11 protein-coding genes are annotated in these 17,191 nt (G+C 70.5%); 3 read left to right on the plus strand and 8 right to left on the minus strand.

Features of this window, described 5'->3' with window-relative positions:
• Nucleotides 1-18 precede the first annotated feature (18 nt).
• The 7 genes from ACY34H_RS26665 to ACY34H_RS26695 form a co-directional block, all read right to left on the minus strand.
• The gene (locus ACY34H_RS26665; RefSeq protein ID WP_464980453.1) at nt 19-738 is read right to left on the minus strand and encodes a glutathione S-transferase; all 720 of its coding nucleotides are present in this window, start codon (nt 736-738) and stop codon (nt 19-21) included.
• 71 nt (nt 739-809) lie between these two features.
• Nucleotides 810-1,205 carry a Cu(I)-responsive transcriptional regulator gene (gene cueR, locus ACY34H_RS26670; protein WP_464980454.1) on the minus strand — a complete coding sequence of 132 codons (396 nt, stop codon included), beginning with the start codon at nt 1,203-1,205 and terminating at the stop codon, nt 810-812.
• Nucleotides 1,202-3,448 (minus strand): heavy metal translocating P-type ATPase, encoded by a 2,247-nt coding sequence (locus ACY34H_RS26675; protein WP_464980455.1) that lies wholly within the window; start codon nt 3,446-3,448, stop codon nt 1,202-1,204. The genes cueR and ACY34H_RS26675 overlap by 4 nt, the downstream gene beginning before the upstream one ends.
• Nucleotides 3,449-3,532: 84 nt before the next feature.
• Nucleotides 3,533-4,282 (minus strand): FecR family protein, encoded by a 750-nt coding sequence (locus ACY34H_RS26680; RefSeq protein ID WP_464980456.1) that lies wholly within the window; start codon nt 4,280-4,282, stop codon nt 3,533-3,535.
• Between the two features lie 94 nt (nt 4,283-4,376).
• A complete protein-coding gene (locus ACY34H_RS26685) occupies nt 4,377-8,531 on the minus strand; it encodes a two-partner secretion domain-containing protein (RefSeq protein ID WP_464980457.1) in 4,155 nt (1,384 codons plus the stop codon).
• Nucleotides 8,532-8,566: 35 nt separating this feature from the next.
• On the minus strand, nt 8,567-10,153 hold the full coding sequence (locus ACY34H_RS26690; protein ID WP_464980458.1) for a ShlB/FhaC/HecB family hemolysin secretion/activation protein: 1,587 nt from the start codon (nt 10,151-10,153) through the stop codon (nt 8,567-8,569).
• Nucleotides 10,154-10,327: 174 nt separating this feature from the next.
• Nucleotides 10,328-12,604 carry a CHASE2 domain-containing protein gene (locus ACY34H_RS26695; RefSeq protein ID WP_464980459.1) on the minus strand — a complete coding sequence of 759 codons (2,277 nt, stop codon included), beginning with the start codon at nt 12,602-12,604 and terminating at the stop codon, nt 10,328-10,330.
• Between the two features lie 216 nt (nt 12,605-12,820).
• Here ACY34H_RS26695 and ACY34H_RS26700 point away from each other — a divergent pair, with 216 nt between their 5' ends.
• From ACY34H_RS26700 to ACY34H_RS26710, 3 genes are read left to right on the plus strand one after another with little or no spacing between them, the layout of a single operon-like run.
• Nucleotides 12,821-13,717 carry an MBL fold metallo-hydrolase gene (locus ACY34H_RS26700; protein ID WP_464980460.1) on the plus strand — a complete coding sequence of 299 codons (897 nt, stop codon included), beginning with the start codon at nt 12,821-12,823 and terminating at the stop codon, nt 13,715-13,717.
• Nucleotides 13,714-15,747, plus strand: a complete 2,034-nt coding sequence (locus tag ACY34H_RS26705; protein WP_464980461.1) for a GspE/PulE family protein — start codon at nt 13,714-13,716, stop codon at nt 15,745-15,747. Before ACY34H_RS26700 ends, ACY34H_RS26705 begins: the two co-directional genes overlap by 4 nt.
• 9 nt (nt 15,748-15,756) lie before the next feature.
• Nucleotides 15,757-16,182 (plus strand): hypothetical protein, encoded by a 426-nt coding sequence (locus tag ACY34H_RS26710; protein ID WP_464980462.1) that lies wholly within the window; start codon nt 15,757-15,759, stop codon nt 16,180-16,182.
• Nucleotides 16,183-16,223: 41 nt separating this feature from the next.
• Here the strand turns inward: ACY34H_RS26710 and ACY34H_RS26715 are convergent, their stop codons facing one another.
• Nucleotides 16,224-17,189 carry a GNAT family N-acetyltransferase gene (locus ACY34H_RS26715; RefSeq protein WP_464980463.1) on the minus strand — a complete coding sequence of 322 codons (966 nt, stop codon included), beginning with the start codon at nt 17,187-17,189 and terminating at the stop codon, nt 16,224-16,226.
• Nucleotides 17,190-17,191 lie beyond the last annotated feature (2 nt).

Genomic DNA, 17,191 nt, shown 5'->3' on the forward strand with positions numbered 1-17,191 from the left:
CCATCGCCCCTGCCGCCGCTACTTCTCCAGCTCCGGATAGCGGCGGAAGATGCCTTCCTCGTTGAAGGCGATCCGCCGCTTCGACGCCAGGTAGGCGGCGATGTTCGGCCGCTGCCTCACCGCTTCGCACAAGGCCGCCAGCTTCGGCCACTGCGGCTCCAGCTGCGCCATCGTTTTCGGGAACGCGTAGCGCAGGCCTTCGACCAGCTGGAACAGCGACAGGTCCACGTAAGTCAGCCGCGCGCCGACGGCGAAATTGCCCCGGCCCGGATTGGCGGCCAGCACCTTCTCGAAATAGCCGAGGAATTTCGGAATCCTCTCCGCGCGAAAATCCCTTGAACGCGCCCGCGCTTCCTTTTTCTGGTCCTCGTAATAACTGTTCACCGAGACGGGATGATGCGAATCGTGCGCCTCGGCCACGATGTCGGCGATCGTCAGCTGCAGCTGATTGCACCACAGCCGCCCCTTCTCGCTGCGCGGCGCCAGGCCGTGGCGGGCACCGAGGAACAGCAGGATGTTCGCGGTCTGCCCGATCAGCAGTTCGCCGGCGCGCAGCACCGGCGGCGCGAACGCGGCCAGCGGCTCGCTGCGGAAATCGAGCGACGCCGACACCTGCGGCATGCCTTTCGCGCCGCGCCCGACGTCCCGATACGGCACGCCCGCTTCCTCCAGTGCCAGCCGCACGAACTCGCCACGGCCCTGGATCGTGGGCCAGTAATACAGGGTATAAGGTTCCACAGCGCCTCCTTTGACGGGTTGGCGGCGATTCTAGCCCGGCCGTGAAGAGCGCGGCGCAAGGCTGACCGCGATTATCCGGTACCGGTGGCGATGCCCCGCAGGATCGGGCAATCGGGCCGCTCGTCGCCATGGCAGCAGGCGGCCAGCGTGGCGATCGTGTCGCGCATTTCGGTCAGTTCACGTATGCGCTCTTCCAGTTCAGCCACGTGGTCCAGCGCAATGCGTTTCACGTCGGCGCTGGCGCGGCCGCCATCCTGCCACAGCGACAGCAGCCCGGCGATGCGTTCCAGCGAGAACCCCAGCTTGCGCGCGCGGCGGATGAAGCGCAGCGTGTGGAGCTCCCTGTCGCCGTAGACCCGGTAGCCGCTGTCGGTACGCGGCGCGGCCGGCACCAGGCCGATGCTTTCGTAGTAGCGGATCATTTTCGCCGTGACGCCCGAGGCGGCGGCGGCCTGGCCGATATTCATGCGCTCTCCTTGTGCGGTTGCGGGTTCCGCGGTTTCCAGCCATTGAGCAGCAGCGCGTTGGCGATCACGCTGACCGACGACAGCGCCATCGCGGCCCCCGCCATCACCGGGTTCAGCATGCCCAGCGCCGCCAGCGGGATGCCGGCCAGGTTGTAGACGAAGGCCCAGAACAGGTTCTGGCGGATCTTGGCGAACGTGCGGCGCGAGATGTCGAGTGCATCGGCCACCAGCGCCGGGTCGCCGCGCATCAGCGTGATGCCGGCCGCCTGCATCGCCACGTCGGTGCCGGTGGACATCGCGATGCCCACGTCCGCCGCCGCCAGCGCCGGCGCGTCGTTGATGCCGTCGCCCACCATCGCCACGCGGGCGCCCTGCGCCTTCAGACCGGCGATGTGCGCGGTCTTGTCGGCCGGCAGCAGGTTGGCGGCGGTGCTGCCGATGCCGAGCGCCGCCGCCACGGCCTGCGCGCTGCCGGCGTTGTCGCCGGTCAGCATCGCGGTGGCGATGCCCTGCGCATGCAGCCGCGCCACCGCGGCCTGCGCCGTGGCTTTCGGCGGATCGGTGAACGCGATCAGCCCCAGCAGGCGGCGCGCGCCGCCATCGGCCAGCCACGACACGGTATGGCCGGACTGTTCCAGCGCATATGCCTCGGCCTGCAGCGGCGCCAGGTCGACATGGCGTTCCGCCATCAGCCGGGTGCTGCCCAGCACCAGGTCGCGCCCGCCGACGTTCGCCGCCAGGCCGCGCCCCGGCAGCGCCGTCACCGCCCGGGCCGCCGGCAGCGCCGGACCGTCCAGACCGCGCCCGTGCGCCGCATCGAGCACGGCGCGCGCCAGCGAGTGCTCGCTGCCGCGCTGCACCGCGGCGGCCAGCGCCAGCAGTTCCTGCTCCGCGATGCCGTGCGCCCGCAGGGCGGCAAGCACCGGTCGCCCCTGCGTCAGCGTGCCGGTCTTGTCGAATACCACGGCGGTGATGCCGTGCGCCGTTTCCAGCGCCTGGGCATCCTTGATCAGGATGCCGTGGCGCGCCGCCACGCCGGTGCCGGCCATGATCGCCGCCGGCGTGGCCAGGCCCAGCGCGCACGGGCAGGCGATCACCAGCACCGTCACCGCGTTGATCGTCGCCATTTCCAGGTCGCCGCTGGCGAACCACCAGCCGGCCAGCGTCAGCGCGGCGATCGCCAGCACGACGGGCACGAACACGGCGCTGACCCGGTCCACCAGGTGCTGCACCGGGGCCTTGGCCGCCTGGGCATCCTCGACCAGCCGGATGATGCGCTCGAGCGTGCTTTCGGCGCCGGTTGCCGTGGTGCGCACCAGCAGCAGGCCTGCGCCGTTGATCGCGCCGCCGGTCACGCGGTCGCCCGCCTGGCGCGGCACCGGCAGGCTTTCGCCGGTGACCAGCGCTTCGTCGACATCGCTGGCACCTTCCACCACCTCGCCATCGATGGCGATCCGTTCGCCGGGCCGCACCACCACGAGGTCGCCGGGGCGCACCGTGGCGGCCGGCACGTCACTATCGGCGCCGTTGCGGCGCACACGCGCGGTCTCCGGCCGCAGCGTGCGCAAGGCGCGGATCGCCGACGTGGCCTGGCGCTTGGCGCGCGCCTCCAGCCACTTGCCCAGCAGGACCAGCGTGATGACGACCGACGAGGCCTCGAAATACAGGTGCCCGGCATGGCCGGCCAGCAGCAGATACACCGACAGCCCATAGGCGGCGCTGGTACCGATGGCCACCAGCAGATCCATGTTGCCGGCGCCGGCCCGCGCCGCATTCCAGCCGGCGCGGTAGAAGCGCGCGCCGAACACGAATTGCACCGGCGTCGCCAGCAGCCATTGCAGCCAGGGCGCCGCCGTCCAGCCGATGCCCAGCGGGGCAAGCAGCATCGGCAAGACCAGCGGTACCGACAGCAGTGCCGCCAGCAGTACCGGCAAGCCTTCGTTGGCGCCGCGCAGCCAGCGGTGGATGAAAACGCGGGAATCAGGAGAATCACCCTCGGCCGCAGGATCGCCGCCAGCCGGGGCGGCCGCCGGCCCCGCTTCGTAGCCGGCCTGTTCGACCGCCGCGCGCAGCGTGTCGAACGGCAGCGGCGCATCCGTTTCGACCCGGGCGGTCTCCGTGGCCAGGTTGACGCTGGCGCTGCGCACGCCGGGCACGGCGGCCAGCGCCTTTTCGACACGGCCCACGCAGGCCGCGCAACTCATGCCGCCAATGCGGACGTCGTGGGAAAGCTGATTGCTCATCGGGATACTCCTGCTGCCATGATGTCGCCAGCATCAAGTATCCCATGATGGGAAGGTCAAGGCATTTCAGTTGCCTCGCCGGGATCAGCGCACTTCGCAGTCGACGCCCTGCGACTGTGCGCTGCCGGCGCCACTGCCGGCGGGCCCGGTCGACCTGTCGAAGACGGGCGGCGGCGTGAACTGCATGCCCGGATTGGACGGCAGCTGGCTCGGCGGCTGAGCCAGGCTTGGCACATAGCCGAACTGGCCGGCATTGAAGCTGGCGCTGCCGGCACCGTTGGCGATGAAGATCATGCCGTCCAGCACCTGAACGTACAGGCCGGGCTGCCGCGCGCCGGATGGCCCGGCGGCAGGCGGCGCACCGGCCGGCCCGCCCGGCGGCTGCGGCACATACTCAACGAGGAATGTGGTGCCGCGGATGCCGATCGTGGCGGCCGGCGTCTTCATCTCGAACTTCTCCTTGCTGCGCTTGCCCAGCAGGCCCGTGACCGAGCGCAGCCCGCCCTTGACGAGGTTGAACTTCGCCGCGTCGCCGTCCGGCCGGTCGCCGGCAAAGCTGAAATTCTCGATCGTCATCGTGGAGCCCGGCCGCAGCGTGATTTCGCTGCTGTCGATGAATTTCACCATCGCATAGGTGTTCTTCTCGGTAACCAGCGTGTCGCCGTTCTCGACCTCGGATTTCAGCGCGAGGATCTTGACCGCGCCATTGGCCTTTTTCGCCAGCAGCGGTCCGGACAGCTGGACCACGACGCCCGCCACCGGCGCCGCCCATGCCAGCCGGGCGCAGCCCAGCAGCAGAGTCAGCAGCAGGCACGGCAGCAAACAGAGCCGCAAGCACAGCCGCCAGTCACACCAGCGCGGTAGCGGCAGGAACAGCCCCACCGGCGTCCCCGGGTGTCCGCCACCCGCCGCGGCCCCGATCGCGGTCTCAGTTACAGAAATTCTTGACCAGTGGTTTGTCATGTTTCGATTCCCTTTGCGCGGCGGCGTTACCCCCGCCGATATCTTTCTCGTCGTCTTTGCGTGCCGGCCCGCCGCCGTCCTGGTCCGCAGGAGCGGATGGCGCATCGCTTTCCGCAGGGTGACGGGAAACCGTGGTGATGACCTGGTTCAAGGCCTGCTGCACGGGCTTTACCGGCTCGGCAGCCGTCGGCGGCGCGATGACCTGGCAGCCCGCCAGCGCCGGCGTCAACCTGCACTGATCCACCGATACCGGTACCGGTGCCGGTTCCGGTGCCGGCGGCGGTGGTGGCGGCGGTGGCGGCGGTGGCGGCGGCGGTGGCGGCGGTGGCGGCGGCGGTGGCGGCGGCGGTGGCGGCGGTGGCGGCGGTGGCGGCGGCGGCGGCGGCGGTGGCGGCGGCGGCGGTGGCGGCGTTGGCGGCGTTGGCGGTGGCGGTGGCGGCGGTGGCGGTGGCGGCGGTGGCGGTGGCGGTGGCGGCGGCGGCGGTGGTGGCGCGGTATTGGTGTTGTCCTGCTGCGCGATCGTCCCTTGCGTCTGCAGGATGGCGCCCGCTGCGATCGTGATCGCATCGCCAGCCGCCAGGCGGATATTGCCGGTCCTCGACGTCACGCGGGCGGTGGCGCCCAGCACAAGCCGGTCGGCGGACGAGCCACTGCGGCCTGCTTCGAGGGAAATGTCGCCGCTTTCCGACAGCACGGTACCGTCGACCGTCAGGGGACTTTGCGCGGTGATCGCGATGGCGCCGCTGTCGGACTGCACCAGCCCGGCCGCGTCGACCGTCGTGGCGCCGTGGTTGTGCAGCGTGATCGAGCCGCCGTTGCCCAGTGCGAGCTTGAGCCGGTGCACGGTCAGCGCGTTGGCGAAGCCGGCGCTGTTGTTGGCGATGGCGATCGGCGCAATGCCGCTGGTGGCGGTGCTTTCGACGTCCAGCAGTCCGACCGCCGTCAGCAGCGGCGCCGCGGCCGTGCCGACGCTGCCGCCAGCGGTGACGGCGAGCGAATCAGCGCGGATCGTGCCAGCGCCGGTGCCGCCGCCCGACGCCAGCGAGCCTGCCACGCCGAGAGTGATGGCGGTACCGCGGATGCCGTCGATGCCGCCCAGCCGCGCGACGGCCAGGTCGCCGTCGTTGCGGAAGGCGACGGTGCCCGCGGACATCGCGGCCAGGTTGTCCACGCGGTTGGCGGCATCGTCCAGGCGCACGTTGGCGGCGGTGACGGACAGCTCGCGCGCCGTGATGGCGCCGGCCTGCGTCGCGTCGCCGGCGGCGTTCAGCGCCACGGTGTCGGCCGTCAGCAGGCCTTCGATGTGGATGTCGCCGCCGCGGACCGTATCGAGGGCGGCCATGGCGGCCACGCTGGGTGCTTCGGATGCGGGGCGTACCGTCGTCAGCGTCACGTCGCGCGCCTTCAGCAGGCCTTCGCTGACGATCGTTCCCGCCTGCAAAGACAGCGCGGCGGAGGCGACCGTGTTCGTGCCGCGCAGCGTGACGGTGTCGGACGCCGCGGCGATCAGTTGCGCGATGTGATCGCCGGGCAGGCTCAGGCCCTCGATCGTCAGCGCGCCACCGTAGCCCGATTCGCCGGCCGCGTCGAAGTACACCGTATTGGCGGTGATCCTGCCCAGCTCGGCGTTGGAAACGTACAGCCCGTAGCCTTCGCCCTCGCCTGCGCCGCCGATGAACGCATCGGCATGGCCCGGCACGAAGAAGGCCACCTGGCCGCCGTCGCCGCCGGCATCCTTCACGGCGGTCACGCTGCCGTCCAGCGCCAGCTGCGCGGTGCGGAACGCCACATTGGTTCCGGCGATCGCCGCGCCCCCGGCAACATGGATGCCGCCTTCCAGGCTTTCCAGCGTGACGTTGCCGCCGCGCACGCTGGCGCCGGCCGCGACGTCGACCACGGCGCCGGACAGCAGCACGCCGCCGCCTTGTGCGTCGACCTTGCCGACTGCCAGCATGCCGTTGGCCTGCACGGCGATATGCCCTGCGCCATCGGTCCCGGCCACGCTGGCCGATGCCAGCTCCATGCCGCCGCCGTTGACGAAGTTCAGGGAACCCATGCCATCGGCCACCAGCCGGACGACCCGGTTATCCCGGTGATACAGGTCGACGGCGCCGCCCGACTTCAGCGTCAGGCCATTCACGTCGACCGGCGCGTCGTCGCTCTGCGTGATGGCGCCGGCGGCATCGAGCAGCGCGCCGCCCGATGCCTGCACGCCGGCGATCCCGCCCGCGTTCACGATGCGCAGCGCGCCGCCGGTACGGAAGGCAACGTCGCCATCGGCGGCGGCCGCGGCCAGCCGGCCGACGTCGTTGCCGGCATGCGCCAGCACGATGCTGGTGCCGGACGCCACCAGCGTGCCCGCGCGGATCGCGGCGGACTGCGTCACCGCGCCTTCGGTGGCCTTCAGCGCCAGGCCGTCCTGGACGCGCAGCGCACCGTTCACGGCCACGCTGCCGCCCTGCAGCGTCACCATGCCGCCGGCGATGGGCGTGGCGGACAGGTCCAGCGCGCCGGCCACGGTGACCACGCCGCGGTAGCCGTCGCGCGTGCCGATCGCCAGTTCGCCGGCCTGCACGGTCTTCAGTTCGCCCGCATCCAGGTAGGCGGCGCCGTCGCCGAGCGTGATCGCGGCGGCGTCGGAATAGGTGTCGATGGCGACCCGGCCGGCACCGATCCCGGCGGCGGCGTCGATCGCCACGCCGTCCGAGCGCAGGATCACGTGCTGGCCGGCTAGCGCGGCACCGGCGCCCAGCACGATCCGGCCCGTTGCGGCGGTGTTCGCGACGTACAGCGTGCTGCCGCTGCGTACCGCCGCACCGACCGCGATATCGCCCTGCGATTCGAGGAACAGCGCGGTGTTTTCCAGCGTGACGGCATCGACGACGGCAATGCCCCCGGCATGGGCGCTGTTGCCGACATTGATTTCCCAGGCATCCACGTTGGCCAGTTCGGCCTGCGTCAGCGCCAGCTTCGACGGATCGGCGGCGCCCAGCGCGATGCCGCGGCCGGCGCTGGCCGTGGTGAAGGACACGAAGCCGTTGCCGCCCGTGTCCACCTTGCCGTCCAGGCGCACGTCGTCTGCCACGAACGACACCAGCGGCATGGATGCCGCATCGCCGCTGGCGCGCACGGTGGCGCCTTCGTCGATGGCGACCTGCCCGCCTGCCGCGGCCGAGACCAGCACCGTGGCGCCGGCGTCGACCTTCGCGTTGCCCGTCAAGCCCACCTGCGCGCCGAGGATGCTCACCTCGCCGCCGGCGCCCCGGGTGTTTTTCGCGCTGGTCACGCTGCCCGCTTCGAGCAGCACGGTGCCGCCTGCCTTCAGCACGATCCGGCCATTGGCGCCGACCACCGCGCTGTCGGCGTTGATGGTGCCGCGCTGGCTCAGCAGCGCGCCATAGATGCCGACGCGGCCGCCCGATGCCACGATACTGCCCAGGTTCAGTGCCCGGTCTTCCGGCGCCGATACCACCACATGCACCGACGGGTCGCTCGAATCCACCAGCTGCACGCTGCGGCCGGCGGCCAGCAGCACGTCGCCGTTCGGCGCGTCGATGATGCCGGTGTTTTCCACGTTCGGCGCGACCAGCAGCACCCGCCCGCCCTGCGGCGTGGTGATGGCCCCCTGGTTCACCACACTGCCGCCGCTGCCGCCATTGCCGCCATTGCCGCCGAAGACGTCCTTGCCGGCCAGGAAGTTCACGTTCGACAGGGTCAGCGAAGACGCCACCAGGCCGTTGACGTCGATCCGCGCATCCTGGCCGAACAGCACGCCGTTCGGGTTGACCAGGTAGACCTTGCCGTTCGACTGCAGCGCGCCAAGGATGGCGCTGGGGTCTTGCCCGGTAATGCGGTTCAGCACCCGGCTGTCGGCGCTTTGCTGGAGGAAGCGGGTGATCTCGTCGCGGCCGATCGAGAAACTCTGCCAGTTGATGATGGTATTCGGCGCGTTGGTGATCGAGTACACATTGCCGTTCTGGCTGAACACGGCCTGGCCGGCCACCACCTGGGGCAACGTGGGATTGGCATGCGCAGCGTGATTGGCGGCGGCAAAGCAGGCGGCGATGGTGGCCGCCAGCAGCTTGCGCCGCAATGGCGCGCGGGATGTCGTGTGATTCATGAGCTGTAATTCCTGGACCGTGATTGCTGGCTGCGTCAGTAGGAAAGGCCGAGCCGCACGTGCAGGCGGTTCGCGTCGTCGCGGCCGGTGGCACCGCCGCGCAGCACGTGGCCGTAATCGAGCTGCAGGTTGACGTGGCCGGACAGCAGCACGCGCAGGCCCAGGCCGGCGCTGGCGATCGTGGTGCTCTGCAGCTCGCCGGCCAGCGCATGCTTGCGCGTGACGTAAGCGGTATCGTAGAAGGCCAGCGCGCGGCATTGCCATGCCAGCTTGCCGCAAAAATTCGGCGTATACAGTTCCAGGTTTCCGCCGGCGCCCGCGTCGTTGGCGATCTCGCGCTCGGCGAAGCCGCGCACCGAGGCCACGCCGCCGGCGCCGTACTGCTCGCCCGGCACCAGCGCATCGCCGGTCAGCTGGGCGTTGACGATGGCGCGCGCCTGCCAGCCCTCCGGCAGCAGCCGGCTGTAGCTGCCGGACAGGCGCAGCAGCGTGTAGCCATCCGTGGCGTGCATGCGGGCGCGCGTGAAATCCTCCTGGCTGCCGCGCGAGCCGCCGGGCACGTTGCGCACCAGCGCCGCCGAGCCGGCCAGTTCACTGTCCGGCAGCGTCCACGTGCCCTGGTACGTGGCGCTGAGCGGGCGCACGGTGACGTCGTTGCCCAGTTCCTGCCCCAGCAGCACGATGCTGTTCTTGAAGGCCTTGTAGTCGACGCCGAACACCAGCTTCGCATCGTAGCGGCCGCGCCTGGCCAGGTTGTGCGTATAGCGGGCACCATACACCGCGCCCTTGCCGCTGACGGCCAGGTCGAACACGCCGGCCGTCACGTTGCCCGAATCGATATTCGAATAGCTGCCGAAGAAATCGAGCGAATCGCCCAGCCCGTAGAGCGGCACGTGGTAGCCGATGCCGTAGACCTTGACGCGTCCCGGGTTCTCGACGGTGGTGGTGTACTGCAGCGACAGCACATGGTCGCGGTGGAACAGGTTGGCATGCTGCAGGACGAAACCGGCGTGGGTCTTGCCCGTCTGGCTGCTGCCGGTATTGTCGATGTTGGCCATGACCGTCCACGGCTGCTCGTCGGCCACTTCCAGCACCGCGTCCACCTCGTCGCCCGCCGCGCCGCCCTGCAGCTTCAGCGTGGTCTTCTTGCCCGGATTTTCGTTGGCCAGCTTCAGGCTGGTCGAGATGGCGGCGATGTTCGGCGTCTGCCCGCCCTGCAGGCCGGGCAGGCTGCGGCGGATGTTGGCTTCGTCGAAGTAGCGGTTGTTCTTCACGGTGACGCGGCCGACCTTCGCCTGCACCACGCGCAGCTGCACGACGCCGCGGTCGAGTTCCTGCTCCGGCAATTCTACCGTCACCACGCTGTAGCCGGCCTGCTGGTAGGCCGCTTCCAGCGCTTCGAGCGCGCGCTGCACGTCGCCGAAATCGCGCTCCTTGCCGGCGTGGGGGGCCACCGCCCGCTCCACCACGGCGGCCGGCAGCAGGGTATTGCCGGTGATGTCGAAGCGGTTGATCTCGAAGCGGATCGGCGCCGGGTCGGCCGCCTGCATGGCGGCCCCGGCACCCGCCGCGGCGGTGACAAGAATCGCGCCTGCCAGGAGGCGCGCGGAGCGGTGATTCATGGTGTGCGTGATTCCGGATGGGACGGGATCGCGCATTATCCTGCATTTATTTAAAGAAATATCAATTTCAATATGGAATTTGTCGGAGAATCATCGTAAATGACACAACTTAACCGTTGATCGATGCATTGAAGTTAATTCTGCAAGCTTTTCCAGCAGCGTCGGGATAGCACGCTACTTGCTGTCGAACGTGGTGACCCCGTCCCATCCAGGGCCCGGCGGATGCAGCCGGTAGTGCGCAACGCGGCCGGCGTACAGCGCGTACAGCGCGCGTTCCGGGCATTGCGCGCGCAGGCGCTGCAGCCGGGCATCGGCTTCGTCCCAGCACTGCGCGCGCACCAGCGCCAGCGCCGCGTGCCAGTCGTCCAGCTCGGCCTGGAGGGCGGCGTCGACCTGGCCGGCCGGCGCCACCGGTTCGTGGATGGCCACCGGCTCGTGCCTGCCTTTCACGCGCACCAGGTCCAGTTCGCGCCAGGCGAACTGCGGCGCGGCGGCGCGCGTTGCGGCGCCGGCGCAGATGCCCACGCCATACACCTTGGTGATGCCTTCCAGCCGCGCGCCCAGGTTGACCGCGTCGCCCATCACCGTGTACGCGCGGCGGATCGACGAGCCCATGTCGCCGACGTGCATGATGCCGCTGTTGATGCCGATGCCGATTGCCAGCGGCGGCCAGCCGCGAGCGATGAATTCCTCGTTCAGCCGCGCGGCCGTGGCCTGCATCTCGAGCGCCGTCGCCACGCCGCGGCGCGCATGGTCCGCGAACGCCACCGGGGCACCCCAGAACGCCATCACCGCATCGCCGATGTACTTGTCGAGCGTGCCGCGGTGGCTGTCGCGGATGTCGGCCGACATCGCCGTCAGGTAGCGGTTGATGTATTCGCGCAGCACCTGCGGCGCCAGGCTTTCGGAAATCGTGGTGAAGCCGCGCACATCCACGAACATCACGGTCAGTTCGCGGCTTTCGCCCTCCATGCCGTAGCGCTGCGGATTCTCGGCCATCTCCGCCACCAGTTCCGGCGCCACGTATTCGCCGAAGCGCGACACCAGCGCACGTCCGCGCCGCACTTCGAAGAAGTAGCCCCAGGCGAGGTTCAGGATGAACAGTGCGAGGATCAGCAGCAGCGCCATCGACACGTCGAGCACCGCGTCGCGGGCGGCGTACAGGTGGAAATTGAGCCAGCCGGCGGCCAGCGCGGCGCCCAGCGCCAGCACGATCGACGGCGCCGGCGCCAGCACGGCCAGCGCGAACGACAGCACCACGCCCAGTACCAGCACCTGCAGCAGTTCGGCGGCCGGCGCATAGTCGGGGCGCGCCTTGAAGCTGCCGTCGAGGATCGAGCGGACCAGGTTCGCATGCACTTCGACACCGGGATACACGGCCGAGACGGGCGTGGCGCGCAGGTCGTTCAGGCCGGCCGCCGTGGTGCCCACCAGCACGATCACGCCCTCCAGCACCTCGGCCGGCACGGCTCCCCGCAGCACGTCGGCCGCGGATACGTAGCGGAAGGCGCCGCCGCGCGGGCCGCCGCGGCCGCGGAACTGCACGGTGGTCGCCAGGCCTTCGCCGACCGGGATGCGGATGCTGCCCTGCGGGTGGAACAGCGCGATCGCATCGAGGCCGCCGGCGGCGCGCGCGGCGTCGGACAGGGTATCGACGGTACCCTCCCACAGCGGCGCGATGGCGCGCGCATCGAGCGCCGCGGCCACGGTGGCCAGCGACAGCGCCGGGTAATAGCCGGTGCCGATCTTCTGCAGCAGCGGCGCCTGGCGCACCACGCCATCGGCATCCGGCATCACCGAGTAGATGCCTGCGCCGCGCGCCGCCGCCTGCAGCCGGGCGATGTTCGCTTCGTAGCCGGGCGCGCGGTAGGCGTTCAGCGTGCGCCCGTTCAGCGCTTCCTCGGTGAACGCGGGCCGCGGCAGCGTGCCCTTGGCCTGGGTGCTTGCCGTGGCATAGCCCAGCACCACCGGCTGGCCGGCCAGCGCGGCCGCCAGCAGGCCGTCGTAGTCGAGCCGGGGCCGCAGCCGCGCGAGCTGCGCCGCAAGGCCGGGCACGCCCTGCAGCTCGCGCTGCGCCAGCCCTTGCAGTACGCCGTAGCCGGAACTGTTGTCGGGTTCCGGAAACGCGATGTCGAAGCCGACCGCCGCCACGCCATAGTGCCGGGTCAGCTGCGTGACGAGCTTCGCCATCACGTCGCGGCTCCACGGGAAGCGCCCCACCTCGGTCAGGCTGCGGTCGTCGATGTCGACGATGACGATGCGCGGATCGAGGACGGCCGGCTCGATGCGCATGCGCAGGCCGGCAACGAAGGTATCCATCCGCGCCACCGCGTCGAGGTGCAGCCAGCCGGCCGCCTGCAGCGCGGCGCCCACCGTCAGCAGCAGGCCGAGCAGCCAGCGCGCGCTGTGGCGGCGCACGGCGCGCAGCAGCCGGTCAGCACGGGGCTTCATCGTCATCGCATGGCTTGCGGGGTTGGCATCGGGAAGGCTGGAACATCGGGCGCGCAGTGTAAAGGCAGGGCCTGGCTAGTGTACATGGCAAATGTGTAGTTTTGCCAACGGGAAATCCGCAGCGTTGCCGAAACCCGCCAGAAACCGGAAAAAAAACGCTATCATCCGATGGGATCCGTCGGTGCCACTGACCGGGACACACAGGGAAGAATACGGATGAAATTCAAATTCTGGGGGGTGCGCGGTTCGATCCCCTCGCCGGGGCCGCGCACGGTGCGCTATGGCGGCAACACCACGTGCATCGAAATCCGCAGCGACGACGACACCCTGATCGTGCTCGACGGCGGTACCGGCCTGTTCTGCCTTGCCCAGTCGCTGGTGGCGTCGCCGCGCCGGCCGATCGAGGCCAACATCTTCATCACGCACAGCCACTGGGACCACATCCATGGCCTGCCGTTCTTTACGCCGCTGTTCGTCAATGGCAGCCGCGTGCGCCTGCACGGCGTCACCGACCCGGACACCGGCAACGGTATCGAGCACGTCATGGGCGTGCAGCTGCAGAACAGCTACTTTCCCGTTGGCGAGGCGCAGATGGACGCGGCCATCGAGTACCGCACGCTGGCCGTCGGCGAGGCGCTGCCGGTGGGCGATGCCGTGGTGCGCAACGTGGTGATGAGCCATCCGGTGACGGACCTGGGCTACCGGGTCGACTGCAATGGCAAGTCGGTGTTCTTTACCGGCGACCACGAACCCCTGTTCAATCTGTACCGCGAAGACCAGCCGGAACACGCCGCGTTCGCGCGGCACGTGGCGCAGCGCACCGGCGCGATCGACGACCTGGCGCGCGGCGTGGATGCGCTGATCGTCGACTGCTCGTACACGCGCGAGGAATATCCGGCAAAGATCGGCTGGGGCCACGGCACCTTCGACAGCGCGCTGGCGATGGCCGTGCGCACGGGTGCCAGGCGCCTCTACTGCACCCACCACGAACCGACCCGCAGCGACGACGAGCTGGAAGCCGTGTTTGCCGAGGTGATGGCGCGCCATGCGCCGCTGCCCGGCGGCCTGGAGGTCTTCCTGGCATACGAAGGCCTGGAAGTCGACCTGGGATGAACACGCTGGCCGAGCACGACACGCACATGCCGTTCCTGCAGGCACTGGCCGCGGTGGCCGCGGGCCTGCGCGAAGCCGGCAGCCTGGACCAGGCCATGCTCGATGCCGCCGGGGCGGTGACGGGGCTGTTCGGCTGCGACCGTTTCACGCTGTATGCCGTGGATGCCGAAGGCGACTACCTGGTGTCGAAAGCCCGGACCACGCCGGGCGCATGGCGCGACGTGAAGGTGGCGATCGCGCCGCACAGCATTGTCGGCCACGTGGCGCTGGCGCGCCGGGCAGTCAATATCGCCGATGCCTACGACGATGCCGAACTGGCGCGCATCGCGCCCGGGCTGCGCTTTCCGCGCGGCGTGGACCAGCGCACCGGCTACCGCACCCGCCAGGTACTGGCCGTGCCCGTGCTGGCCCCGGGACCAGCGGCGCGATCGTCGCCGGCGCTGCTTGGCGTGATCCAGCTGGTCAACGCGCATGACGGACTGCCGTTCACGGCCCACATGCTGGCAGGCGCGGAGCAGCTGGCCGAGGCGCTGCGGCCGCTGTTCCCCGCCCTTCCCGGCCACGCGCCGGAAGCGCCGGCGGTGGGCGAACCGGTCGCCACGCGCGCGGTCGTGCCCGCGCCGGCCGGCGACGATGCGGCCCGGCTGCTCGCACGGATCGTGACCGATGCGCACCGCCTGGGCGCCGCCGCGATCCACATCGAAGCCGCGGGCCAGGCCGGCAGCACGATACGGCTGCGCCGGGATGGCGCGCTGGTGCCCTACGCCAGCCTGCCGCCCGCGCGCGCCGAAGCGCTGGTGCGATGGTTGGCGGCGCGCGGCGCCCTGGGCAGCGCGGCGGCGGGCGCGCTGCCCGATAGCAAACCGGAAGATGGCAAACTGGCTGGAAAATTGGACCATGGGAAGCTGGGACATGGCACGCTGCGCGGCGGCGCGCATGGCCTGCCGGACGCGGTGCTGCACGCGGCCGCGATCCCGACAAATGCCGGCATGGACTTGGTGCTGCGCATCGCCGCGGCCAGCGCACCAGTGCCGCTGGCCCGGCTGGGCATGGCTCCGGACGACCTGGCCCGCCTGCGCCGCGTGCTGGACGAGGCGCGCGGCCTGCTGCTCGTGTGCGGCCCCGCCGACGCCGGCAAGAGCACGACGCTGCATGCGCTGCTGGGGTGCCTGAATCGCCCGGACCGCAAGATCTGCACCGCCGAAGATCCGGTGACGCTGGCCCAGCCCGGCCTGCGCCAGGTGCATGCCGGCGGCGCGGCGGCGCTGGAGCTCGGCGCCGCGCTGGAAGCGTTCAGGCGGGCCGATACGGACACGATCATGATCGACGCGCCGTGCGACCGCGCCGCCGCCGGCCTGGCCATCGAAGCGGCGCTGACGGGCCGGCTGGTGCTGGCGGCCCTGCCCGCGCGCAGCGCGGCGGACGCGGCGCTGCGCCTGCTCGACATGGCAGCCGATCCGTTCGGCGCCGCCACCGCGCTGGCCGCCGTGCTGGCGCAGCGGCTGGCCCGGAAACTGTGCACGGCGTGCCGCCAGCCGTATCACCCCGGCGCGGCGGAACTGGAACTGCTGCTGACGGAATACTGCGCCGAGCTGCAGCCGGATGACGATGACGCCAGCGATGACGCCGGCGACGACGCCGGCGATGCCGGCCGTGTTGCCGCCTACATTACCGCCAACCATGCCGCCAACAGTGCCGCAAATCATGCCGCGAACCATGCCGATCCTGTGCGCGAGCAGGTGCTGGCCGGCTGGCGCGAGCGCCATGCCGATGTCGCAGGGCGCTTCACCCTGTACCGCGCGGTTGGCTGCGCCGAGTGCCGCGGCGGCTACCGGGGACGCGCCGGGCTGTTCGAACTGATGACGATGGGCCGGCGCACCGCCCGGCTCCTGGTCCGGCGTTCCGCGCCTGATCGGCTGGTGGCGGCGGCACTGGAGGACGGCATGCGCACGCTGAAGATGGACGGCATCGACAAGGTACTGGCCGGCATCACCGACATCGGCATGGTGCGCGCGGCCTGCGCAAGGTAGGAAGGATACATGGAGAAACTGAAAGGTACCGTGACCGAACTGCGTCGCGGAAAAAGCGTGTCGTACAACCCCAAGACCGGCACCAGCACGATCCACGCCGCGGTATTCCGGCTGGACGGGCAACTGGTGAAGATCGTCTCGTCGACACCGCTGGTGATCGCCGAGGGCCAGCAGATGCTGGTGGTCGGGCGCCGCCGTGCCAAGGTGTTCGCGGCCTACGCCCACCGCAATCTCAGCACCGGCCACGAAGGCCACGAAGGCTGGGCCACCCGCCTGCTGGTGACGATCTTCGTCGTCACCGCAGCGCTGTGGCTGGCCTCCCTGATGGGCGGTTCCTATGCGGCGGTGGCCGGCATCGCGTTCGTGGCGCTCGGCTTCGCGATGGCCTGGCGCTCGCTGGAAGTGGTGCAGGCGCTGGTGATGCTGCGCCGCTGAGCGCAGTTCGCCGATCTGCCGCCGCGCTGCGGGGCCGCCGCCTACAGCCGCTTGCCGAAGCACACGGCGGCATCGTTGCCCACGTACCTGCCGAAGTTCGGGATGCGCAGGTAGCCCTGCCCGTCGTAGAAGCGCACCGCGCGCGCGTTGACCTTGCGCGTTTCCAGCCACAGGCCGCGGTAGCCCAGGGCGGCGGCGCGGGACTCCAGGAACGCTAGCATGGCCGCGCCGGCGCCGCTGCCGGGCCGTGCATACATCCGCTTGACTTCCGCGATGTCGGCGAAGCCGCCGCCGAGCGGGCGCAGCGCGCCGCAGCCGACCGCCCTGCCCGCGCCGTCGCGGGCGATCGCGAACACCGTGCAGGCCGCGGCATCGAACGATGCGCTGCCGTCGTCGCCGGTAATGCCGCGCAGGATGCCGGAGAGCTCATGCATCAGCGCCAGCGCGTCGGCCGAGGCAGGATCGGCGATGGCCACGTCGATGGCGGGGCCGAGCACCTTGTACATGACGCGGGTGGCGCCGAGCGTCGTCCCGGACAGGATGGCGTAGTGCGGGATGTCGCCGGCGGTGCGGTAACCCAGGCCGGCATACAGTTGCTGGGCGCCGCTTCCGACCCATGTGTCGAGCACCAGCAGCGTGCGGCCCAGCGCGCGAGCGCGTGCCTCGGCCGCCTGCAGCAGCCGCCGGCCCAGGCCCAGGCGGCGGCTGCGCGGGTGCACCAGCATCTTGTTCACTTCGGCTCGGTGGGCGCCGTTCGCCGGCGTGGCCAGCGCCAGCTGCACGGTGCCGCAAACGGCGCCTGCGCCGTCGCGGGCGACGAACAGGGTGCGGGCACCGCTATCGACCTGGGCGGCCACGTCGAGCCAGAAGCGGCGCGCGTCGGCCGCCGTGAACGGTGGCAGGAAGCCGACGCTGGCACCGTGCGCCACGCAGGCATGCAGCACGTCGGCAAGGTCGTCGGCAACGGCGCGCACGCCGTCCCCCGTGAGTTCGGCGATCGTCGTCATAA

Source organism: Pseudoduganella sp. jia 9 (genome assembly GCF_055502615.1).

Coding starts and splice junctions, on each gene's coding strand:
- ACY34H_RS26700 (WP_464980460.1), top strand. CDS start 12,821: ATGAAATTCAAATTCTGGGGGGTGCGCGGTTCGATCCCCTCGCCGGGG.
- ACY34H_RS26690 (WP_464980458.1), bottom strand. CDS start 10,153: ATGAATCACCGCTCCGCGCGCCTCCTGGCAGGCGCGATTCTTGTCACC.
- ACY34H_RS26710 (WP_464980462.1), top strand. CDS start 15,757: ATGGAGAAACTGAAAGGTACCGTGACCGAACTGCGTCGCGGAAAAAGC.
- ACY34H_RS26685 (WP_464980457.1), bottom strand. CDS start 8,531: ATGAATCACACGACATCCCGCGCGCCATTGCGGCGCAAGCTGCTGGCG.
- cueR (WP_464980454.1), bottom strand. CDS start 1,205: ATGAATATCGGCCAGGCCGCCGCCGCCTCGGGCGTCACGGCGAAAATG.
- ACY34H_RS26675 (WP_464980455.1), bottom strand. CDS start 3,448: ATGAGCAATCAGCTTTCCCACGACGTCCGCATTGGCGGCATGAGTTGC.
- ACY34H_RS26715 (WP_464980463.1), bottom strand. CDS start 17,189: ATGACGACGATCGCCGAACTCACGGGGGACGGCGTGCGCGCCGTTGCC.
- ACY34H_RS26705 (WP_464980461.1), top strand. CDS start 13,714: ATGAACACGCTGGCCGAGCACGACACGCACATGCCGTTCCTGCAGGCA.
- ACY34H_RS26695 (WP_464980459.1), bottom strand. CDS start 12,604: ATGAAGCCCCGTGCTGACCGGCTGCTGCGCGCCGTGCGCCGCCACAGC.